Genomic DNA, 21,411 nt, shown 5'->3' with positions numbered 1-21,411 from the left:
GTCGCAATACGCGCCACGCGGCGGGCGTCGCACGCACAACCGCGCGCTGACGCGGGAATGCTCGCCGGAAACCGGCGCCCGTCAGCGGCGCACCGTGATTCCCTGATCGATCGTCCCGTACATCTCGAGGCTGCCGCCCCGCTCGCCGGCGGCACCCGCGCCGCCCTGCGCACAGGCCGCGCAGACCAGCGCGACCGCCAACAGGCAGAAAATCGTCTTCATCATTGCATCGCGTCGCATCCGGCGGCCCACTGCCGCCGCGTCCGGCCATTCTACGCGTGCACGGCCGGCGGCCGCAGTCCGGCCCGCCGCGACGCTGCGGCACCGCCCCACTGCATCCGACATTTCACCCGAACGCGAAACATCGAATGCGCTCAGCACCTACACTGCAGTCATCCCGCCAGACGAGACATGACGATGACCGACCAAGACGACCACCACTTTCCGGGCCTGAGCCGCATCGGCGCGCTGATCGCGGATCCGGGGCGCGCCGCGATGCTGTGGGTGCTGATGGACGGCAGCGCACGGCCGGCCGGGGAACTGACGATGATCGCGGGGCTGTCACCGTCCGCCGCGAGTGCGCACCTCGCCCGCCTGACCGAAGGCGGCCTGCTCGCGCTCGACGTGCGCGGCCGGCACCGCTACTACCGGCTCGCGTCGGCCGACATCGCGGCGTCGCTCGAAGCGCTCGCGAACGTCGCCCGCGCGGCAGCCCCGCATCGCCCGGTGCCGCCGCCATCGCGCACAGTGCCGGCAGAGTTGCGCTATGCGCGCACCTGCTACGACCACATGGCCGGCGAACTTGCGGTCCGGATCTTCGACGGGCTCACCGCGCGCGGCTGGCTGCAGGCAAACGGCGACGAGATCGAGACCACCGAGCTCGGCACGCAGGCGCTCGCGCGCTGGGGCATCGATGTCGAGCAGCAACGCGCGCGCCGGCGCCGCTTCGCATGCGGCTGTCTCGACTGGAGCGAGCGCCGCGCACATCTCGGCGGCGCACTCGGTGCAGCGCTGCTCGACAGCTTCTGCGCGCACGGCTGGATCGAGCGCACCGCGCGACCGCGCGTGCTGCGCGTCACCGTGCCCGGCCAGCAGATTTTCGACGGGTGGCTTACGTCCGTTTGACACGCGCCTTGCGCCGCACGACAGCGGCGCGCGATGGACAGGTTTTGTTACATCGCGAGCCATTCGCCTTACAAAACACCGAGCATTGAAACAGGCCGAGCGGATATTGTGAACTGGACGGCACGAATCGACGCGCCGCGCCTACGACAAGACGCTCAACATGGCCTCCCTGTTCAAGCTGAAGCGAACCGCCCGCTGCACCCTGCTCGCGTGCGTCGCGCTGGCTACCGTGCCCCCCGCATTCGCGCAATCGACCGCCGCGGCGCCGTATGCGGCCGCTCCCCGGCAAACGGGCGGCGACCCACCCGGGCGCGTCGCCCGGCTCAACTACCTGTCGGGCGCGGTGACGACGGAGCCTGCAGGCACCGACACGTGGTCGTACGCCGCCGTGAACCGGCCGCTGACCACCGGCGATCAATTGTGGAACGACGCCGACGCACGCTCGGAGCTGCACATCGGCTCGACGGCCGTGCGGCTCGGTGCATCGACGAGCCTGTCCGTGCTGAACCTGGACGACACGACGACCCAGCTCAAGGTCGGCCTCGGCACAGTATCGACGCACGTGCGCGAGCTGCCGCCTGGTGGCTCGTATGAAATCGACACGCCCAACCTCGCGCTCGGCATCGGCGGCCCCGGCGACTATCGCGTCGACGTCGCGCCGAACGGCACGAGCACGACGGTGACCGTACGCAGCGGCACGGCGACCGTCTACGGCAGCAACGGGCAGTATCCGCTGTCGGCCGGGCAGCAGGTCGTGTTCACCGGCACCGACCTGCGGGTCGCGCAGCAGTCGGCGGCGCCCGGCCCCGATGCGCTCGACCAGTGGGCCGCCAGCCGCGACGCGGCCGAGGAGCGCTCGGTGTCGGCCCGCTACGTGTCGCGCGACATCCCCGGCTATCAGGATCTCGACGCGAACGGCACATGGCGGGAAACCCCGAATTACGGCGCGGTCTGGGTGCCGAACGACACGCCGGCCGACTGGGCGCCCTATCACGACGGGCACTGGATCTGGCAGGCGCCGTGGGGCTGGACGTGGGTCGACGACGCCCCGTGGGGCTTCGCGCCATATCACTACGGCCGCTGGGCCTATGTCGACGACAGTTGGGCGTGGGTGCCCGGCACGATGGCCGTCAGCCAGCCGCCCGTCTACGCCCCGGCACTCGTCGCGTTCGTGGGCGGTGGTGGTGGCCCCGACTGGCGCGTCGCGCTGACAGTCGGCGGCGTCGCGGCGGCCGGCTGCGCATGGTTCGCGCTCGGCCCGGGCGAAGCGTGGCATCCGGGCTGGGGCGGCTGGAGTCCGCATTACTACGATCGCGTGAACCGGAACATCGTGGTGAACAACGTCACGGTGAACAAGACCGTCAACGTGACGAACATCACCAACATCAACAAGACGTACGTGAACTTCCGCGCGCCGCATGCGATCACGGCCGTGCCGGCGTCGGCGTTCGTGCACGGCCAGCCTGTCGCGCACTTCTCGCAGCACGTCGATCCGCGGCAATGGCGCAATGCACACGTGATGCCCGGTACGCCCGGCATCGCGCCGGTGCGCCAGAGCTTTACCGGAGCACTGCGCACCGCCAGCTACCGTCCGCCGGCGGCGATCGGACAGCACCCGTTCGTCGCGACCCGGAATCCGGCCGTCCCGGCCGCCTATCGCGACCAGGCCGCCGCGCATCTCGCCCGGCAAGGCGAGCACGTGCCGGGCGCGGGTGCGCCGGTCGTGAAGACGACCGTACCGTCCGACTATACGGCGCGCCAAGTCCACGTGCCGGGCGATCCGAAAGGCGGCGCATGGGCGATGCGCAACGTGCAGCTCGTGAATCCGCACGGCCCCGTCGTGCAGCCGGCTCACGCGCCGCGCGAAGGCCAGCCGGCCCAGATCCAGGCTCAGGCACCGGCCGCGCGGCCGGGTATGCCGATGCAGGTCATGGCGAACGTTGCGCGGCCCGAGAACGGTGCGGCACCCGATGCAGCGCGCTTTGCCAACGGCGGCACACCGCAGCAGCCGGGCCGCGAGACCCCGCATCCGGCATTCGCGCCCGGCAACACCGTTCCGCATCCGCCGACGGCCGGCAACGGTCCGGACGAACGCGGCACCCCGCATGCGGCCGCCACGCCGGCGCCCGCCTGGATGCAACCGCATACGCCCATGGAGCGTCAGCGCCCGACGCCGCCGACCGCACTGCACGCGGCGGGACAGAACGCGCTGCCGCCCGTGCGCAGCGCGGCGCCGGTGCCGCATCCGGAAAACACACCGGGCACCCAATCCGGCATGCGCCAGGAGATGCCGCGCGCGTTGCCGCAACCGCGACTCGACACGACCGCGCAAATTCCGCAACCGCGGCCGCGCCCCGATTTCGCGGCGCCGGCCCAGCATTCGCAACCGCGACCGGAGCGGGCAGTTCCCACACCGCAGCCACGCCCCGAATTCGCGCAACCGGCACCGCGTCACGAAGTCGCGCCGCCGCGCGTGAACGAGTACCGCCCGCCTGCGCCCGCCGTGCATCCCGTGCCGCGACCGCAGCCGCCGGCACCGCACATGGAACCGCGGCCATCGATGCCCGCGCCGCACATGGAACCGCGGCCGCAGCCGGCACCGCACGTCGAAGCGCCGCGCCACGGCAATCCGCCGGCCGGCGGTCACGAGGAACACCGCCGTCCGTAACCGTCGTCCGATAAAACGCAAAGGCCCGGCCGGGCGATGCCGGTCGGGCCTTCATCCTGCTGCCGGGCGGGAATCGCGTGTTCCGCGCCGGCGGTTGTCAGACCGCCATCGGCGCGGTCAGCGGCTCATGGTGCCGATAGCCGACGAGCGAGAAATCGGACGGTTCGATCTGCTCGAGCCATTCAGGCGCATACACGCCCGTCTTCGCGTACTCCGGCACGCGCTCGGCGATCTCGAGCCGCGGGCTCTCGTACGGCTCGCGCGTGAGCTGCCGCTGCAGCATGTCGAGCTGATTCTCGTAGATGTGCGCGTCGCCGATGAAATACGTGAACCAGCGCGGCGTATAGCCCGTCAGCCGGCCGACCAGCGCCAGCAGGGCGGCCCCTTCGGTCAGGTTGAACGGCGTGCCGAGCCCGACGTCGTTGCTGCGGATGTACAGGCACAGCGAAATCTCGCGCTTCGTGACGTTCGGCAGGAACTGGTACAGCAGATGGCATGCGGGCAGCGCGATCTGATCGAGCACCGCCGGATTCCATGCATGAAACAGAATGCGGCGATCGGACGGGTTTTCCATGATCGTGTCGAGACACTGGCGCAACTGGTCGATCGCCTTGTACAACAACACCTTCGGCGCACCGTCCTCGTCGAAACGCGTGACGATCCGGAAACCGCGACGCGTCGCGTCGGCGATCTGCGCGTCCGCGCCTGCATCGAGCACCTTGTAGCCCGGCCACTGGCGCCATTGCACGCCGTACACGTCGCCCAGATCGTCGACGCCCTGGCGATACGGGTTCGCGAGCCACTGCGCATTGTCGTTCGCGTTCGCGTCCCACACCTTGCAGCCGAGCGCGCGGAAATCGGCCGCGCTGCGCGATGCGCGCAGGAAACCGACCAGTTCGCCGACCGCGGACTTGAACGCGAGCTTCTTGGTCGTGACGGCCGGGAAACCTTGCTGAAGATCGAAACGCAGCATCGCACCGGGCATGCTGATGGTGCGGATACCCGTGCGGTTCTCCTGCCAGGTGCCGGTATCGAGGATGGTGCGAACGAGATCGAGGTACTGTTTCATGCGGGTTCCTTCGGCCGCGAGGGCGGCCGTACCCGCCAATTTTAGCAAGCGTGCCGCGGAACCTCCGGCAACGGTGCCGAAAACCCTGCCAGCGTGTCGCCGCGATCGCGCATTCCGTGCGCGCACATCAGCCGGTAGAGCGTGACGCGCGACACGCCGAGTTCGCGTGCGGCATCGGCAAAACGACCGCGATGCCGCAACAGCGCCTGCTCGATCGCCTGCCGTTCGGCCGCCTCCCGCGCCTCCGTCAGCGACACGGGCGCGAGCATCGCGAACTCGTTCAGCTCGAGATCGGCCGCGGTAATCATCCGGCCCTCGGACATCACGATTGCCCGGCGCACGCGGTTGATCAGTTCGCGCACGTTGCCCGGCCACGGATAGCCGTACAGCGCGGCGATCGCATCCGGCGAGAAACCGCGCAGGCGGCGATGCGCATCGCCCTTGAAACGCTCGAGCATGTGGCGCGCCAGCACCTCGATATCCTTGCCGCGCGCGCGCAGCGGCGGCTCCTCGATCTTCAGCACGCACAGGCGATGGAACAGGTCCTCGCGAAAACGCCCTTCGCGCAGCGCGGCCTCCATGTCCACGTGGGTCGCGCAGATCACGCGCACGTCGACCGGCACCGATACGTGCGCGCCGAGCCGCTCGATCTTGCCTTCCTGCAGGAAGCGCAGCAGGCTCGCCTGGCTTTCGAGCGGCAGGTCGCCGATCTCGTCGAGAAACAGCGTGCCGCCATTGGCGGCTTCGACGCGGCCGATCTTGCGCTGATTCGCCCCCGTAAACGCACCGCGCTCATAGCCGAACAGTTCGGCCTGCAGCAGCGTCGACGGGATGGCACCGCAATTGATCGCGACGAACGGCGCGTGCGCGCGCGACGAGCGCTCGTGAATCGCGACGGCCGTCAGTTCCTTGCCCGTGCCCGATTCACCGGAAATAAATACCGGTGCATCGGTCGTCGCGACGCGCCGGATCGTCTTGAACAGCCCGAGCATCGCATCGCAGGTGCCGACCATCTCGCCTTCGGCACGCCCGGCGCCGACCGGCGACGCCACGGGATCCGTCAGGGCGACCATCCCGTGCGCATGGCCGACCGTCTCGACGATGCGCGCGGTTTCGTACGGCATCGTCACGTAGTCGAAGCAGTAGTCACGAATCAGGTGCCGCAGCGTGGCATCCTGCAATTGGCCGCGCCGCGTCGCAGCGATCCAGCCGATGTGCTGAATGCTCAGGCACGCTTCGAGTTCGCGCAGATCCGCGGGCCTGAAACCCGGCGAAAAATCGAGCAGGCCGGCAGATGCGACGCCGTGCTGCACGACGCGCCGCACGTCGCGTGCGGTCTCCGCAAGATCGACACGCCATCCGCATTCGTCGAAATGTCCGCGCAACGCGTCGTTCGGTTCGCGCGAAAAATAGATCACATGCCGCTGCTCGGCTCCCATATGCACACCCCGTTCATCAACCGTCTAACGATTGTCGCGCACGCGAAATCACGTGCGAAAAGGATCAAATCGGGTCAGCCGAAGCGGCTCGATTCGCCATGTTCATACGCGGCAACGACATGCCTCGGATGACGGCGCTTGTTTCGCGTCCAGTTATTTTTTTGATCAAGACAGCTTAGTTATAGGCGCCGAATACGACAAACCAATTGCAGCGCACATGGGCGAGCGGCCGAATCGCTCAGCTGTCGATATAAGTCAATCATCTGCACATAGCACGTGGGCAGTGACATCTTTCCGTATCGACACACGCGCCGATTTTCATCCTTGAAGCGTGGCGATTGAATCCGCAGTATTCCCGAGCCCCTTCGTTTCATGCCTGAAACATTTTTCAGCGTTTTCGACCATGATTCGCAACGCTCACGCACGAGTCGCTGATGCGACAACGCTCCTCGCGCGATGGCATGCATTTCGCTGGATGGGTAACAGATCGGAGAGCCCGACCATGCGAAAAGCCCTTTTTCTCTCTTTCATGCCCGCCGCGATTGCGCTCGCGGCGGGCGGCCCGTTCATGCCGGCATACGCGGGCGAAAGCGTGACGCCTGATCGCGCGACGCTGCTTGCCGAAAACACGCTGAACGCACGGCAGGACGACGAATTCGACATCATGTTCGTCGCGGCGCCGCAACCGCTTTCCTCCGACAAGTCCTCGGTGACACTGTGGGATGAAATCGTACCGCCTGCCCGGCTGCCGATGCCGATTCCCGCACCACGCCCCGGCGACATGCGGCACGCGATGGCAGGAGGCTCAGGAAGCGCAGGAAGCCAGTTGCATCAATGACGCGCACGCGATTTCGCATACCCGATATTCAATGAGGATTGCATATCGATTGAGTTCGTGATGAACGCATGCCGAATCGCGTCCCGCATCGCCGACGCAACCACGCGCACCTTTTTCGTGCCCGTCCCCCGGCGGGCACTCTTTTTGTTCGGGATATCGCCGTCGCGGATGACCGAAAACGAACACCGCTGCCCTCCCGCGCCAAATCCGGCGCAGGTCGTCGTTCCGGTAGAATCGGCGCAGTTCCGATTCCCCTTTCCCGACTCTCATGACGACGTTGACCCTGATCGTCGCGCGTGCCCGCAACGGCATCATCGGCCGCGACAACCAGTTGCCCTGGAAACTTCCCGAAGACCTCGCGTTCTTCAAGCGTACGACGATGGGTGCGCCGATCGTGATGGGCCGCAAAACCCATGAGTCGATCGGCCGACCGCTGCCGGGCCGCCGCAACATCGTCGTCACACGCGACGCCGCGCGCCGCTTCGATGGCTGCGACACCGTCACGTCCCTCGCCGACGCGCTCGCGCTCGCCGCGCGCGATGGCGTGCCCGAAGCATTCCTGATCGGCGGGGCTCAGCTCTATACGGAAGGCCTAGCGCTCGCGGACAAGCTGGTCGTCACCGAGATCGATGCGGATTTCGACGGCGACGCGTCGTTCCCGGCGCCCGATCCCGCGCACTGGCACGAAGTGTCGCGCGACCCGCACCAGGCTGCCGCGCCGAACGCGTTCGGCTATGCGTTCGTCGTCTACGCGCGCAAGCACGGCTGACGCGCAAAGCGACGCGACGCACAATGAAAAAGCCCGACCGGCTCACGCCGGTCGGGCTTTTCGTTTTTCTGGCGGCCGATGCCGCCCGGCTTACTGGCCGGCGATCGTCATCTGCTCGATCAGCACCGAGCCCGTTTCCTTCGTGCCGCGCACGATCGAATCCGCGCCGATCGCGACGATATGCCGGAACATTTCCTGCAGCGTGCTCGCGACGGTGATTTCCTCGACCGGGTACTGGATCACGCCGTTCTCGACCCAGAAGCCCGCCGCGCCGCGCGAATAGTCGCCGGTCACATAGTTCACGCCCTGCCCCATCAGTTCGGTCAGCAGCAGGCCCGTGCCGAGCTTCTTCAGCATCGCGTCGAAGTCGTCGCCCGGTTGCGTGTTCGCGCTGCGCAGCGCGAGGTTGTGCGAGCCGCCTGCATTGCCGGTGGTCTGCGTGCCGAGCTTGCGTGCAGAATAGGTCGACAGGAAGTAGCCCTCGACGACACCGTCGCTGACCACGCTGCGCGCGCGCGTGCGCACGCCTTCCTCGTCGAACGGTGCGCTGCCCATTGCGCGCGGCACGTGCGGATCCTCGACGACCTGGACGTGCGGCGCGAACACCGGCTTGCCGAGGCTGTCGACGAGGAACGACGTCTTGCGGTACAGCGCGCCGCCGCTCACGGCCTGCACGAATGCACCGAGCAGGCCGGCCGCAAGCGGCGCCTCGAACAGCACGGGCACCTTGCGGGTGTCGAGACGGCGTGCCCCCATCCGGGCGAGCGCACGCTCGGCCGCGTAGCGCCCGACGGCCTCGGGTGCGGCGAGATCGACCGCGCTGCGCTTCGACGAGTACCAGTCGTCGCGCTGCATGTGGCGGCCGCTGCCGGCGATCGGCGCGCACGCGATGTAGTGGCGCGAATACGGGTAGCCGGCGAGAAAGCCGCGCGACGTCGCAAGCACGAACTGCGAATGCTGCGCCGACACGCTCGCGCCTTCCGAGTTGCGGATCTGCGGGCTGACCGCGAACGCGGCGTCTTCCGCGCGGCGGGCGAGCTCGACGGCCTCGTCGGCCGACAGCGCCCACGGGTGATAGAGATCGAGATCGCGCGGATCGGTTTCGAGCAGCTCGGCCTCGGCGAGGCCTGCCGCGTCGTCTTCGGCCGTGAAGCGCGCGATGTTGTATGCGGCGGCAACGGTATCCTTGATCGCGGCCGGCGAAAAATCGGACGTGCTCGCGTTGCCGCGCTTCTTGCCGATGAACACAGTCACGCCGACCATCTTGTCGCGGTTGTGTTCGATCGTCTCCACCTCGCCGCGGCGCACCGACACCGACAGGCCGTCACCTTCGGAGATTTCGGTCGCGGCGTCGCTCGCGCCGAGCGCCTTCGCATGGCGAAGGATGTCCGAGGCAATTTCTTTGAGCTGGTCCTGCGTGTGCGGGAAATAGCGCGCTTGTACGTCGAGATTGGCTGCCATCGTCTTGATATCCGGTGGCGGGCGGGCGCCCGCATGTTCAAAATGTTGCGTATCCCGCGATCATAGCAAGGTCCGGGGCCGGATACCGACAAGCTTCGGGGGTCCGCGCCGCGATACAATGCCGCCCATGACACGCAAAACCCGAATCCAGCCGATCGAGCATGCCGTCGAAGACGACGACAACGGCTACGATCGCCCCAGCAAATCCCAGTTGAAGCGCGAGATGCACGCGCTGCAGGAGCTCGGCCAGGCCCTGGTCGACCTGCCGAAGGACGCGCTCAAGCGCATGCCGATGCCCGAAGATCTCGCGGACGCCGTGCGCGAGGCGCGCCGGATCACCGATCACGAAGGCAAGCGCCGCCAGCTGCAGTACGTCGGCCGCGTGATGCGCTCGCTGACCGACGACGAAACGGCCGCGCTGCGCACCGCGCTCGACGCGCAGCGCGGCGTCAACAAGGCCGCGACGGCCCGCCTGCACTGGATCGAACGCACGCGCGAACAGCTGCTCGCGAACGACGACGCGCTGACCGAATTCCTCCGCCAGCACCCCGAGGCCGACATCCAGGAAGGCCGTACGCTGATCCGCAACGCACGCAAGGAAGCGCAGCAAGGCAAGCCGCCGCGCTATTTCCGCGAACTGTTCCAGTGGATCAAGACCGCAAGCGGCACCGACGAGGCGGACGGCGATGACGCGCCGGACGACGCCGGAGACGACCATGACGACGAAGCGTAACCACCCGGACGAGCTCGTGGTCGGCCTCGTGTCGATCAGCGACCGCGCGAGCACCGGCGTCTACGAGGACAAGGGCATTCCCGCGCTGCAGGAATGGCTCGCCGGCGCACTCACGTCGCCGTGGCGCGCCGAAACCCGGCTGATCCAGGACGACGCTCCGACGATCTCCGCCACGCTGGCCGAACTCGTCGACGTCGCCGGCTGCGATCTCGTGCTGACAACGGGCGGCACCGGCCCCGCGCGCCGCGACGTGACGCCGGAGGCCACGCTGGCCGTGGCGACGAAGGAAATGCCGGGATTCGGCGAACAGATGCGGCAGATCAGCCTGAATTTCGTGCCGACCGCGATCCTGTCACGGCAGGTCGCGGTGATCCGCGAAACGGCCCAGGCCGACCACGCGGCGCTGATCGTCAACCTGCCCGGCCAGCCGAAGTCGATCCGGGAAACGCTCGAAGGGCTGCGCGATGCGGACGGCAAGTCGACCGTGCCCGGCATCTTCGCCGCGGTGCCCTATTGCATCGACCTGATCGGCGGCCCGTACATCGAGACCGACGCCGCGGTGGTCGCGGCGTTCCGGCCGAAGAGCGCCCAGCGCGCGCCGCGCTGAGCGTGTGCCGGCCCGCTCAGGCGGCCGGCGCGGACTCGCCTGCCGGCGCCGCCGATGCGGCCGGAATCAGGAAATGCTGGCGGTAGTACTTGAGCTCGTCGATCGACTCGTGGATGTCCGCCAGCGCCGTATGCATCGCGCGCTTCTGGAAACCCTTGTAGATCGCGGGCTGCCAGCGGCGGCACAATTCCTTGAGCGTGCTGACGTCGAGGTTGCGGTAGTGGAAGAACCGCTCGAATTCCGGCATCCAGCGCGCCATGAAGCGGCGGTCCTGGCAGATCGAGTTGCCGCACATCGGCGACTTGCCGGGCGACACGTACTGTGCGAGGAACGCCTGCAGCTGCGCGGCGGCTTCCGCCTCGGTCACGGTCGACGCGCGCACGCGATCGATCAGGCCCGAACGGCCGTGCGTCGACTTGTTCCAGTCGTCCATCTTCGCGAGCGTTTCGTCGCTCTGGTGGATCGCGAACACGGGGCCTTCCACGGCGATGTCGAGCGTGGAATTGGTCACGACGACCGCGATTTCGATGATGCGGTCGTTATCCGGGTCGAGGCCCGTCATCTCCATGTCGAGCCAGACGAGGTTCAACTCGTTGCGCACGAGCGCGGGCTGGCTGGCGGAAGCGGCGGTATCGGTCATGAGTCATCCTGGAAAATGGCGGATCGGGCTCGCCGATGCGGCGGCGCCCGGGCGGGCGGCATCGCGTGAGCGGGCCCGGTCCGCAAGAACATATAATTCTCGCATAGAACCCTTTGGCGCCTTCGATGTCACCCTTTTCGTTCACCCTGCTGTTTGCGATCGCCGTGCTCGCGATGGTCGTCACCAAGCTCTGGCTCGCGTCGCGGCAGATCCGCTTCGTCGCCGCGCACCGCAACGGCGTGCCCGCGCGGTTCAGCGCCACCATTGCGCTGAGTGCTCACCAGCGCGCGGCCGACTACACGGTCGAGCGCACCCGGCTCGCGATGTTCGAGATCGTCGTCAGCGCGGCCGTGCTGGTCGGCCTCACGCTGCTCGGCGGCGTCGGCGCGCTCGACACGCTGCTCACCGGCTGGTTCGGTCGTGGCTACGGGCAGCAGGTCGCGCTCGTCGCCGCCGTGCTCGCGATCACGAGCGTGATCGACGTGCCGTTCGAGTACTACCGCCAGTTCGGGATCGAGCAGCGTTTCGGCTTCAACCGGATGACCAAACGGCTGTTCTTCACCGACATGCTGAAAAACACGCTGCTCGGCGCCGTGCTGGGCCTGCCGCTGCTGTTCGTCGTGCTGTGGCTGATGAACCAGGCCGGCAGCCTGTGGTGGCTGTGGACGTGGATCGTCTGGGTCGCGTTCCAGATGCTCGTGCTGCTGATCTACCCGACCTTCATCGCGCCGATCTTCAACAAGTTCGAACCACTGAAGGACGACGCGCTGCGCGCGCGCATCGAGTCGCTGATGAAGCGTTGCGGCTTCGCGGCGAAGGGCCTGTTCGTGATGGACGGCAGCCGCCGTTCCGCGCACGGCAACGCGTACTTCACCGGCTTCGGCGCATCGAAGCGGATCGTGTTCTTCGACACGCTGCTCGCGCGGCTGTCGGGCCAGGAAATCGAAGCCGTGCTCGCGCACGAACTCGGCCACTTCAAGCGCCGTCACGTGATGAAGCGGATGCTCGTGTCGTTCGTGCTGAGCCTCGTGCTGCTCGCCCTGCTCGGCTGGCTCGCGCAACGCACGTGGTTCTACACCGGTCTCGGCGTCACGCCGTCGCTCGACTCCAGCAACGCGGGTGCCGCACTCGTGCTGTTCTTCCTCGCGATTCCCGTGTTCCTGTTCTTCGCGACGCCGTTCAGCAGCCTCACGTCGCGCAAGCACGAATTCGAGGCCGACGCGTTCGCGGCCAGCCAGACCGACGCACAGGATCTCGTCAGCGCGCTCGTGAAGCTTTACGAGGACAACGCGTCGACGCTGACGCCCGACCCCGTCTACACGGCCTTCTACTACTCGCATCCGCCCGCCTCGCAGCGGATCGACCGCCTGATGCAGCACGCATGAGCCGGCCGACCTCCCGCAAGCCGGTCCCGCGCGCATCGGACGCGCCGCGCGTCGAAGGCCGCGTGATCGCGGCGCATGGCCGTCACTACATCGTCGCACCCGACGACGGCGGCCCGATGCTGCAGTGCTTCCCGCGCGGCAAGAAGAGCGACATCGCGGTCGGCGACTGCGTCGTGTACGAACAGGCATCGGCCGACCAGGGCGTGATCGTCGAGATCGGCGAGCGGCGCAACCTGCTGTACCGCTCGGACCAGTTCAAGTCGAAACTCTTCGCGGCCAACCTCGACCAGTTGCTGATCGTGCTCGCGACCGAGCCCTATTTCAGCGAGGACCTGCTCGGCCGCGCGCTGATCGCGGCCGAGGCGAACGAACTGAAGCCGCTCGTCGTGCTGAACAAGATCGACGTCGAAGCCGCCCTGCCGGTCGCCCGCGAGCGTCTCGCACCCTACCGGGCCCTCGGCTACGACGTGCTCGAGCTGTCGGTGAAGGGCTCGCCCGACGATGCGCGCGCGCAGCTGATGCCGCATCTGGCCGGGCATTCGACGATCCTGCTCGGCCAGTCCGGGATGGGCAAGTCGACGCTCGTGAACCTGCTCGTGCCCGATGCCGAGGCCGCGACCCGCGAAATCTCCGCCGCGCTCAACAGCGGTCGCCACACGACGACGTTCACCCGCCTCTATCCGCTCGAAGGCGGCGGTGCGCTGATCGATTCGCCGGGGTTCCAGGAATTCGGCCTTTATCACCTGACCGAAGGCCGTCTCGAGCGTGCATTTCCGGAATTCCGCCCGCTGCTCGCGGACTGCCGTTTCTATAATTGCCATCATCTGCACGAGCCCGGCTGCGCGATTCTCGAAGCCGTCGCCGATGGCCGCATCGCGCCGTCGCGGCATGCGCTCTATGCCCAGCTCGTGCACGAGGCAAGCCAGATCGTCCGCTGATCGCGCGGCGGGCAGAAGGCAGCCGGGCCGGTTCGGACCGGCCCTCACCGACAGGAGCCGCGATGCGTTTCAAGGCACCCGATCTCGCGACTGCGCAGCATTGGGCCAATGTCCTGCAGGTGGCCGGCATCGGTTGCGAACTGCATAACTGCTACGCGACCGGCGCGCTCGGCGGCCTGCCCGCCGACGCGTGCGCGCCCGAGCTGTGGCTCGCCGACGAGCGCGACGATACACTGGCGCGGCGCCTTCTCGATGCCGCGTCGAACGGCCCGTCGGCCGGCGCTGCCCCATGGCGCTGTCGCCAGTGCGGCGAGGCGCTGGAGGCCCAGTTCACGGCCTGCTGGCAATGCGGCGCGGTGCGCGATCCGCGCGACGACTGAATGCGCCGCGCGAATCCACAGCAAAAAGGCCGGCATCAAGCCGGCCTTTTCATTTCATCGGGCGCCGCCCTTGCGCATCACGACACCCAGACGGCAAGCGTCAGCATCAACAGCAGGATCATCCACAGGATCACCGCGCGCCAGACCAGGCCGACGGCCGACTGCAGCGTGCGCGGCGTGCAGTCGTCGCCAACCGTCAGCGGGCCGCTGTCGCCGACTGCGAGCGCGTCGAGACTCGACGGTTCCGCGAGCGGCCCCGCCAGACGTGCGCCGAGCGCACCGCTACCGGCCGCGAGCAGCACGCCGTCGTTCGGGTCCGGCCACTGACGCGTGTGGTTGCGCCACGCGTAGATCGCATCCTCGAAGTTGCCGACGATCGCGAAGCCGAGCGCCGTCAGTCGCGACGGAATCCAGTCGATCACGAAGAACGCGCGCTGCGCGAACGTCGAGAATGCGGCCGTGCGATCGTCGCCCGGCGTCGACCACGTGCGCGCAAGATATTCGGAAATGCGGTACAGCACGGCGCCGGCCGGGCCGAGCGGCAGCACGTACCAGAAGAACACGCCGAACACATGGCGATGCGATGCGACGACCGCATGAATCAGCGTGTGGCGGACGATTTCGCCGACCGGCATGTCGACCGTATCGAGGCCCGTCCACTCGTGCAGGATTTCGCGCGCGCGCGGCACGTCGTCGTTGTTGAGCGCGAGGTGGATGTCGGTGAAATAGTGGCTGAACTGACGGAATCCGAGCGTGAAATACACGACGACGACGTTCCAGATGAACGCGAGCACGAAGCTCACCTTGTAAAGCAGGAAATAGATCAGCGCGACGATCAGCACCCACGGCAGCACGACCGCGAGCCACGCGAGAACGCCATGCTTTTGCTTGCCGGCGTCGAGACCATGCGCGACGGTTTCCGCATGAAACTGGAACAGCGCGAACACGGGATTGCTCGGCGACAACGCGCGGACCTGTTCGATGATGAGAGCGAGGAGAACCGAAAAGAAAGTCATGCGTGGCGCCGTCTTCGGAGTTATGTCATTTTTTGCATAACGATAGCACAGCGTAAGCAGCGCATGGCTGCCGGTGCGAACGCCCGGCAGACGGCCGCGTGCGCCGGATGCGGCGGGATGTCATCCGGCTGCCAAGAAGCGGTACAGATTGCGCAACATGCCGGCAGTTGCGCCCCAGATGAAGTAATGCCCGTCGGATTTGCCATTCGGATAGGGCATCGCAAAAAAACGACGCTCGCCGCCTTCCCAGCGGAACACGCGGACCTGATGATTCGCCGGGCCCATCAGGAACGCGAGCGGCACCTCGAAAATCTCGGCGACTTCGAACGTATCGGCCTGCACGGTAAATGGCGGATGCACGAGTCCCACGACGGGTGTCACGCAAAAGCCGGTGCCCGTCAGGTAGTCGGGCAACGCACCGAGAATCTCGACCCGCTCGGCGGCCAGCCCGATTTCTTCCTTCGCCTCGCGCAACGCGGTCGCGGTCGTGTCGCGATCGAACGGTTCTCGACGGCCGCCGGGGAAACTGATCTGCCCGGCGTGGTCGTTCAGATGGTCCGCGCGCTGCGTGAGCAGCACGGTGAGGCCGGTGTCGCGAACGACGAGCGGCACGAGGACGGCAGCGCTGCGCGGATCGACCCCCTCTTGCAGCCGCGCTTCGCCGGGCTCGACGCTCCATTCGAGCGTGCGCGCGAAACGCTCGCGCAAGCCGGCCGGTGTCAGCAGACGGGAATCGATGGAGGGCAGGCCCGCGCCGGTGCCTTCGACCGGCAGGACTTCGGGATCAATGATGGGGCGACGATTCAATGGAGCGCTCGCGTTCGTGTCGTATCGAGCATATTGTCGCGCCAGAATGAAAAAAGCACCCGGGTGGGTGCTTTTTCCTTACAGCTCTTACGCTTGGGAAGCTGCTGCGGTGCGATCCTTCGACACCAGCTTTTCCTTGATCCGAGCCGACTTGCCCGAACGCTCGCGCAGGTAGTACAGCTTCGCACGACGCACATCGCCGCGACGCTTCACGACGATGCTCGCCAGCAGCGGCGAGTAGGTCTGGAACGTACGCTCGACGCCTTCGCCCGACGAGATCTTGCGGACGATGAAGTTCGAGTTCAGGCCACGGTTGCGAATCGCGATCACGACGCCTTCGTATGCCTGAACGCGCTTGCGGTTACCTTCAACCACGTTCACGTTCACGATCACCGTGTCGCCCGGGGCGAATTCGGGGATCGTCTTGCCGGCGAGCGCGCGCTCGATCTCTTCCTGCTCAAGTTTTGCAATCAGATTCATCACTGACTCCTAAAGCCATCATGTCGGCGTTTGCACCCGCCTGCTTCCAGGCTTGGCCCCGATAGAGGATGGATTTACATCAGGCACCGCACACGCATGCACGGTACCGCCATTTCCCGCCTGCGACGCCGCCTCAGGAGGCGTTCTTCGCTTCGCGTGCGAGGTTCGCGAGCCATGCCTCGTCGGCACGGCTCAGCAATTTGCCGCGACGCGCCCGGTCGATCAGATCCGGCCGCTTCTGCAACGTATTCTTCAACGCTTCCTGGCGCCGCCACCGCTCGATCTCGGCGTGATGCCCGCCGAGCAGCACGTCCGGCACGCGCATCCCCTCGTATTCCTCGGGGCGCGTGTAATGCGGACAATCGAGCAACCCGTCGGCGAAGCTGTCCTGCACGGCCGACTGCGCATCGTTCAGCACACCGGGCAGCAAGCGCACGACGGCATCCATCATCGCCATCGCCGGGAGTTCGCCACCGGACAGAACGAAATCGCCGAGACTGATTTCCTCGTCGACGCAACGATCGAGCAGGCGCTGATCGATCGCCTCGTAGCGACCGCACAGCACGATGACGCCAGGCTCCTGCGCCATTCGCATCGCACGTTCGTGCGTGAAAGGCGCGCCTTGCGGCGACATCATCACCACACGCGTGCTCGCGACACCCTGCTCCGCCTGCGCTGCCTTCGCAGCACCGATCGCAGCTTCGAGCGGCCTGGCCAGCATCACCATGCCCGGACCGCCGCCGTACGGACGATCATCGACCGTGCGGTAGTTGTCCGTCGTGAAATCACGCGGGTTCCAGGTGCGCAGCCCGAAGCGCTCCTGCTTCACGGCCCGGCTGGTGATTCCCCAGTCGGTCAGCGCGCGGAACATTTCGGGAAAGAGCGTGACGACATCGAACTGCACCGCGCTCTCCGTAACCTGGTTCATTTAGTAATCGGCTTCCCAGTCGACGACGATGCGACGTGCCGCCTGATCCACCGTTTTGACGTATACGCCGACGAACGGAATCAGCCGTTCGGCGGTGTCCGGCTGACCGTCTTTGCCGATCGCCGGATACGCGACGCGCATGATCGAATGCACGCCGTTGTCGATCATCCCGCTCACCGTCCCGAGCGCCACCGATTGCTCGTTGACGACCTCGAGACCGATCAGGTCGACCCAATAGAATTCGTCCGCGGCCAATGCCGGGAAATCCTCCCGGCGCACGAACACGCGAAAGCCGCGCAAAGCCAGTGCGGCATCGCGGTCGCTGACACCCGCGGATTGCGCGACGACCGTGTCGCCGTGCGTCTTCGACTGCAGGATGCGGGCGGACAACCGCTCCCCACCCCGTTCCAGCCACCAGCGGCGCGCATTGAGCAGCGCATCGCCGCCGCGGCCGGCGTCGGCATGCGTCGCCACCTTGACCCAGCCCTTCAGGCCATAGGCGTCGACTACCGCCCCGACCTCGACAGCATCGTCGGGCCAGGCCTGCACCGCCTCCAGGCTGCCCTGCTCGGCAGCCGTACCGGCGTCCGCGACAGCGTCGCGTGCGACCGGCTTGCGGACGAATGCGCCAAACGACGCTCGCCCGCGCTTCGTGTTACCGGAATCGTGACCGGACATCAATGCTCCTTGCAGCCGGCACGACCGGCACACCGCGCCATGTTAGGCAGCCGGTTGCGCCTTTTGCGCTTCCTTCACGAGACGCTGGACGGTCGGCGACAGTTGTGCGCCAACGCCTTGCCAGTACGTCAGACGGTCCTGAGCGATACGCAGCGCTTCGCCCTTCGTAGCAACCGGGTTGTAGAAGCCGACGCGCTCGATGAAGCGGCCGTCACGACGGTTACGCGAATCGGTAGCAACGATGTTGTAGAACGGGCGCTTCTTCGAGCCGCCGCGAGCCAGACGGATGATAACCATATGAAATCCTTCGGGAAAACCGGGTTCGAAACTACTGAAACGTGCGATTATAGCCGGAAACTGAAGCCACAACAAACACTTACGCGCAAAAATTCCGCGGACGCCCCGGCCACCGGGCATACAATCGTCGTGTTCACGACGCCTCCCGCAGCCATGCCGCTATTTCGCGCCACGTCGGAGGGCCACCCGCAGCACCGCCTCGCGGGCTTGCTGGCCGGCCTCGTCATCTGTCTCGCGTCCGCTACGGCTTGCGCCGCACCGCCAGTGGACGAGCTTGTCGTGCCGCCCGGCTTTCACGTGGACGTGCTGACCGACGCCGTGCCGACTGCACGCGAGATGGCGTGGTCGCCTCGCGACATCCTGTATGTCGGCACGCAGGAAGGCCGCGTGCACGCGTTCGTGATGCACGAGGGCCGGATCGGCGCCCACTACGTGATCGCGTCGGGGCTCGACATGCCCGTCGGTGTCGCGTATCGCGACGGTGCGCTCTATATATCAGCCGTGTCGCGCATCCTGCGCCTCGACCACATCGACGACCGGCTCTCGAAGCCGCCCGCGCCGGTGGTCGTGACGGACGCGCTGCCGACCGAACATCATCACGGCTGGAAATTCATCGCGTTCGGCCCCGACGGCAAGCTTTATGTGCCGACCGGTGCACCGTGCAACGTGTGCCTCGCCGATCGCAACCGCTACGCGATCATCGCACGGATGAACGCCGACGGCAGCGGGCGCGAGGTATTTGCCCGCGGTGTGCGCAACACGGTCGGCTTCGCGTGGCACCCCGACTCCGGCGAACTTTGGTTCACCGACAACGGGCGCGACATGATGGGCGACAACGTGCCCGACGACAAGCTGAACCGCGCACCGCGCGCCGGCCTCGACTTCGGTTTCCCGTACTGCCACGGCGGCGACACGCCCGACCCCGAATTCGGCAGCCCCGACGTGTGCCGCCGGTACGTGCCGCCCGTGCTGAAGCTCGGCGCGCACGTCGCGGCACTGGGCATGCGCTTCTATACGGGACCGATGTTTCCGGCGTCGTATCGCAATAACGTATTCATTGCCGAGCACGGCTCGTGGAACCGCAGCACGAAAGTCGGCTACCGCGTAATGCGCGCCGTCGTGTCGGCCGACGGCAGTCACGCAAGCCAGACGCCGTTCATCACGGGCTGGCTGCGCGCGAACGGCACGGTGTGGGGCCGCCCGGCCGACGTGCTGCCGCTGCCGGACGGCTCGCTGCTCGTCAGCGACGATTACGCGGGCGCCATCTACCGCGTCACCTATGCGTCACCTTGACGCAGGCGAGGGGTGACCGGGTCCGACCGGGCATCGTAGAATGCGTGCCGGGCCGTGCGCCCGCGCCGGCCTGTCGGCCGCCCATGCAACGATCATCCGCCGCCACCCATGTCCAGCAGCACCGCACCGTCCCGCCGCTTCCGCTCCAAGACGCTCACCGCCGCCCTCGCCTTCCTGTTCGGATCGCTCGGCGCGCACCGCTTCTACCTGTATGGCTTTCGCGACGTGTACGGCTGGGCGCACCTGCTCGCGACGATCGTCGGCATTCCCGGCTTCCTGCTGCTCGCTGCCACGCAGCGCAGCGCCGGCCTCGGCTGGTGGCTCGCGGTGCCCGGCGCGATCTCGCTGCTGGCCGCGTTCCTCGCCGCGCTTGTCTACGGGCTGCGCCCCGACGAAAAATGGGATGCGCAATTCAATGCCGACACCGGCAAGCACAGCCGATCCGGCTGGACGGTGATCTTCATCGTGATCTTCTCGCTGCTGATCGGCGCGTTCCTGCTGATGACCGCGCTCGCGCTGTCGTTCCAGACGTATTTCGAGTCGCAAGTCGAAGCAGCCAAGCAGATTTCGCAATAAGCGCCGACGCGCGGGTCAGAACAGGCTCAACTGTGCGTCGTCACGCACCTTCGCACCGGTTGTGCCCGCAACGAGGCGCTGCACGGGCGCCACGCCAGCCGGTGCGCCGCGAAACTGCGACAGATCCAGAATGCCGTTCGTGCGTTCGTTCAGCCCGAGCCGCTTGACGGCCTGACGGAAGCGCTGCCGCAACAGGTCGGCCCAGATCCCTTCCCCCTTCATCCGCTTCGAGAAATCCGAGTCGTAGTCCTTCCCGCCGCGCATGTCGCGCACGCGGTTCATGACGCGCTCCGCACGATCGGGGAAATGCGCGGACAGCCAGTTCTTGAACAGCGGCGCAACCTCCCACGGCAGCCGCAGGATGATGTAGCTCGCATGCGTCGCACCGGCATCCGCGCAGGCTTCGAGCACGCGCTCCAGGTCGGGCTCGGTGACGAACGGGATCATCGGCGCAATGCTCACGCCCACCGGCACGCCCGCATCGCGCAGCGCGCGGATCGTCCGCAAGCGACGCGCCGGGGTCGCCGCTCGCGGCTCCAGCGTGCGCGCGAGATCGGCGTCGAGCGTGGTGATCGTGACCGCAGCCATCACCTGTCCGCGCGCGGCCATCGGCGCGAGCAGATCGAGATCGCGCTCGATCAGCGACGACTTCGTGATCGCGGCGAACGGCAGCCCGTGATCGTGCATCACCTGGATCACGCTGCGCGTGATGCGCAGGTCGCGCTCGACCGGCTGGTAGGCATCGGTGTTCACGCCGAGCGCGATGGGTTCGGGCACGTAGCGCTTGCGCGATATCTCGCGTTCGAGCAGTTCGGCTGCATTGACCTTCGCATAGATGCGGCTCTCGAAATCGAGCCCCGGCGATAAACCGAGATAGCTGTGCGTCGGCCGCGCGAAGCAGTAGATGCAACCGTGCTCGCAGCCGCGATACGGATTGAGCGACACGCTGAACGGAATGTCCGGCGACTGGTTGTGCGTCAGAATGCTCTTGGCGCGCTCCTCGAACACCTGCGTGCGCAGCGGCGCGGCCAGATCGGCATCGTCCGATTCGTGGATCCAGCCGTCGTCCACCGTTTCGCGCAGCGCCGTTTCGTAACGGCCCTGCAGGTTGTCGACCGCACCACGCCCCTTGCGGGGCGCGGGCGGTGCTATCGGAAATTCGTTGTCGGACAGACCGTCCATGCGCTCACCCATTCGCCTGCACCCAATACTGTATATTTATACAGTATTGGGTGCAGCGTGCCAAGGGTGCGATATGGGGACCGACAGGCAGCCCGATGCCGG

At 66.8% G+C, this 21,411-nt stretch carries 23 protein-coding genes; 11 read left to right on the top strand and 12 right to left on the bottom strand.

Annotated elements, in window-relative coordinates:
• Nucleotides 1–81: 81 nt before the first annotated feature.
• Nucleotides 82–222: a hypothetical protein gene (locus tag BME24068_RS24735; protein WP_174927693.1), complete on the bottom strand. Its 141-nt coding sequence runs from the start codon at nucleotides 220–222 to the stop codon at nucleotides 82–84.
• Between the two features lie 195 nt (nucleotides 223–417).
• Between BME24068_RS24735 and BME24068_RS24730 the strand changes: the two genes are divergently transcribed.
• Together BME24068_RS24730 and BME24068_RS24725 are read left to right on the top strand one after the other, a co-directional pair.
• Nucleotides 418–1,125, top strand: a complete 708-nt coding sequence (locus BME24068_RS24730; protein WP_174927692.1) for an ArsR/SmtB family transcription factor — start codon at nucleotides 418–420, stop codon at nucleotides 1,123–1,125.
• A 160-nt stretch (nucleotides 1,126–1,285) separates the two neighbouring features.
• On the top strand, nucleotides 1,286–3,793 hold the full coding sequence (locus tag BME24068_RS24725) for a DUF6600 domain-containing protein (RefSeq protein ID WP_174927691.1): 2,508 nt from the start codon (nucleotides 1,286–1,288) through the stop codon (nucleotides 3,791–3,793).
• 97 nt (nucleotides 3,794–3,890) lie between these two features.
• Here BME24068_RS24725 and BME24068_RS24720 read toward each other — a convergent pair whose 3' ends face one another.
• The gene (locus BME24068_RS24720; protein ID WP_174927690.1) at nucleotides 3,891–4,862 is read right to left on the bottom strand and encodes a thymidylate synthase; all 972 of its coding nucleotides are present in this window, start codon (nucleotides 4,860–4,862) and stop codon (nucleotides 3,891–3,893) included.
• 41 nt (nucleotides 4,863–4,903) lie between these two features.
• Nucleotides 4,904–6,301, bottom strand: a complete 1,398-nt coding sequence (locus BME24068_RS24715; protein ID WP_096507562.1) for a sigma-54 dependent transcriptional regulator — start codon at nucleotides 6,299–6,301, stop codon at nucleotides 4,904–4,906.
• A 475-nt stretch (nucleotides 6,302–6,776) separates the two neighbouring features.
• On the opposite strand from BME24068_RS24715, the gene BME24068_RS24710 reads away from it, so the two are divergent.
• Complete coding sequence (locus BME24068_RS24710; protein WP_341772243.1) at nucleotides 6,777–7,139, top strand: hypothetical protein; 363 nt, start codon at nucleotides 6,777–6,779, stop codon at nucleotides 7,137–7,139.
• Between the two features lie 268 nt (nucleotides 7,140–7,407).
• Complete coding sequence (locus BME24068_RS24705) at nucleotides 7,408–7,908, top strand: dihydrofolate reductase (protein ID WP_174927689.1); 501 nt, start codon at nucleotides 7,408–7,410, stop codon at nucleotides 7,906–7,908.
• A gap of 90 nt (nucleotides 7,909–7,998) precedes the next feature.
• Here the strand turns inward: BME24068_RS24705 and pmbA are convergent, their stop codons facing one another.
• Nucleotides 7,999–9,369 carry a metalloprotease PmbA gene (pmbA, locus tag BME24068_RS24700; RefSeq protein WP_096507565.1) on the bottom strand — a complete coding sequence of 457 codons (1,371 nt, stop codon included), beginning with the start codon at nucleotides 9,367–9,369 and terminating at the stop codon, nucleotides 7,999–8,001.
• A 127-nt stretch (nucleotides 9,370–9,496) separates the two neighbouring features.
• Here pmbA and yjgA point away from each other — a divergent pair, with 127 nt between their 5' ends.
• Together yjgA and mog are read left to right on the top strand one after the other, a co-directional pair.
• The gene (yjgA, locus tag BME24068_RS24695; protein ID WP_275405004.1) at nucleotides 9,497–10,102 is read left to right on the top strand and encodes a ribosome biogenesis factor YjgA; all 606 of its coding nucleotides are present in this window, start codon (nucleotides 9,497–9,499) and stop codon (nucleotides 10,100–10,102) included.
• Nucleotides 10,086–10,709, top strand: coding sequence for a molybdopterin adenylyltransferase (mog, locus tag BME24068_RS24690; RefSeq protein ID WP_174927688.1), 624 nt, complete (start codon nucleotides 10,086–10,088; stop codon nucleotides 10,707–10,709). Before yjgA ends, mog begins: the two co-directional genes overlap by 17 nt.
• Before the next feature lie 16 nt (nucleotides 10,710–10,725).
• Here the strand turns inward: mog and orn are convergent, their stop codons facing one another.
• The gene (orn, locus tag BME24068_RS24685) at nucleotides 10,726–11,349 is read right to left on the bottom strand and encodes an oligoribonuclease (protein ID WP_174927687.1); all 624 of its coding nucleotides are present in this window, start codon (nucleotides 11,347–11,349) and stop codon (nucleotides 10,726–10,728) included.
• A gap of 125 nt (nucleotides 11,350–11,474) precedes the next feature.
• Between orn and BME24068_RS24680 the strand changes: the two genes are divergently transcribed.
• The 3 genes from BME24068_RS24680 (at nucleotide 11,475) to BME24068_RS24670 (ending at nucleotide 14,052) form a co-directional block, all read left to right on the top strand.
• Complete coding sequence (locus BME24068_RS24680; protein ID WP_096507591.1) at nucleotides 11,475–12,734, top strand: M48 family metallopeptidase; 1,260 nt, start codon at nucleotides 11,475–11,477, stop codon at nucleotides 12,732–12,734.
• Nucleotides 12,731–13,672: a ribosome small subunit-dependent GTPase A gene (gene rsgA, locus BME24068_RS24675; RefSeq protein WP_174927686.1), complete on the top strand. Its 942-nt coding sequence runs from the start codon at nucleotides 12,731–12,733 to the stop codon at nucleotides 13,670–13,672. Before BME24068_RS24680 ends, rsgA begins: the two co-directional genes overlap by 4 nt.
• Nucleotides 13,673–13,734: 62 nt before the next feature.
• Nucleotides 13,735–14,052, top strand: a complete 318-nt coding sequence (locus BME24068_RS24670) for a putative signal transducing protein (RefSeq protein WP_174927685.1) — start codon at nucleotides 13,735–13,737, stop codon at nucleotides 14,050–14,052.
• 77 nt (nucleotides 14,053–14,129) lie between these two features.
• Here BME24068_RS24670 and BME24068_RS24665 read toward each other — a convergent pair whose 3' ends face one another.
• The 6 genes from BME24068_RS24665 to rpsP all read right to left on the bottom strand — a co-directional run bounded on the left by BME24068_RS24665 (nucleotide 14,130) and on the right by rpsP (nucleotide 18,258).
• Nucleotides 14,130–15,068, bottom strand: coding sequence for a CobD/CbiB family protein (locus BME24068_RS24665; RefSeq protein ID WP_174927684.1), 939 nt, complete (start codon nucleotides 15,066–15,068; stop codon nucleotides 14,130–14,132).
• Nucleotides 15,069–15,188: 120 nt separating this feature from the next.
• On the bottom strand, nucleotides 15,189–15,875 hold the full coding sequence (locus BME24068_RS24660) for a CoA pyrophosphatase (RefSeq protein ID WP_096507572.1): 687 nt from the start codon (nucleotides 15,873–15,875) through the stop codon (nucleotides 15,189–15,191).
• 87 nt (nucleotides 15,876–15,962) lie between these two features.
• Nucleotides 15,963–16,355 carry a 50S ribosomal protein L19 gene (gene rplS / locus BME24068_RS24655; protein ID WP_096507573.1) on the bottom strand — a complete coding sequence of 131 codons (393 nt, stop codon included), beginning with the start codon at nucleotides 16,353–16,355 and terminating at the stop codon, nucleotides 15,963–15,965.
• Nucleotides 16,356–16,488: 133 nt separating this feature from the next.
• Nucleotides 16,489–17,283 (bottom strand): tRNA (guanosine(37)-N1)-methyltransferase TrmD, encoded by a 795-nt coding sequence (gene trmD, locus BME24068_RS24650; RefSeq protein ID WP_096507574.1) that lies wholly within the window; start codon nucleotides 17,281–17,283, stop codon nucleotides 16,489–16,491.
• Complete coding sequence (gene rimM / locus BME24068_RS24645) at nucleotides 17,284–17,961, bottom strand: ribosome maturation factor RimM (RefSeq protein ID WP_096507575.1); 678 nt, start codon at nucleotides 17,959–17,961, stop codon at nucleotides 17,284–17,286.
• 42 nt (nucleotides 17,962–18,003) lie between these two features.
• Nucleotides 18,004–18,258, bottom strand: coding sequence for a 30S ribosomal protein S16 (gene rpsP / locus BME24068_RS24640; RefSeq protein WP_006400702.1), 255 nt, complete (start codon nucleotides 18,256–18,258; stop codon nucleotides 18,004–18,006).
• 153 nt (nucleotides 18,259–18,411) lie between these two features.
• Here rpsP and BME24068_RS24635 point away from each other — a divergent pair, with 153 nt between their 5' ends.
• Together BME24068_RS24635 and BME24068_RS24630 are read left to right on the top strand one after the other, a co-directional pair.
• Nucleotides 18,412–19,551, top strand: a complete 1,140-nt coding sequence (locus tag BME24068_RS24635; RefSeq protein ID WP_174927715.1) for a PQQ-dependent sugar dehydrogenase — start codon at nucleotides 18,412–18,414, stop codon at nucleotides 19,549–19,551.
• A 108-nt stretch (nucleotides 19,552–19,659) separates the two neighbouring features.
• Nucleotides 19,660–20,127, top strand: coding sequence for an NINE protein (locus BME24068_RS24630; RefSeq protein WP_096507577.1), 468 nt, complete (start codon nucleotides 19,660–19,662; stop codon nucleotides 20,125–20,127).
• A 15-nt stretch (nucleotides 20,128–20,142) separates the two neighbouring features.
• On the opposite strand, the gene BME24068_RS24625 is transcribed toward BME24068_RS24630, so the two are convergent.
• The gene (locus BME24068_RS24625) at nucleotides 20,143–21,321 is read right to left on the bottom strand and encodes a PA0069 family radical SAM protein (RefSeq protein ID WP_096507578.1); all 1,179 of its coding nucleotides are present in this window, start codon (nucleotides 21,319–21,321) and stop codon (nucleotides 20,143–20,145) included.
• Nucleotides 21,322–21,411: the final 90 nt, after the last annotated feature.

The organism is Burkholderia anthina (assembly GCF_902498995.1).
Lineage (GTDB): Bacteria > Pseudomonadota > Gammaproteobacteria > Burkholderiales > Burkholderiaceae > Burkholderia > Burkholderia anthina.
The sequence above is the reverse complement of the archived record's forward strand: the minus strand, read 5'-3'. Positions and strand labels throughout refer to the sequence as shown.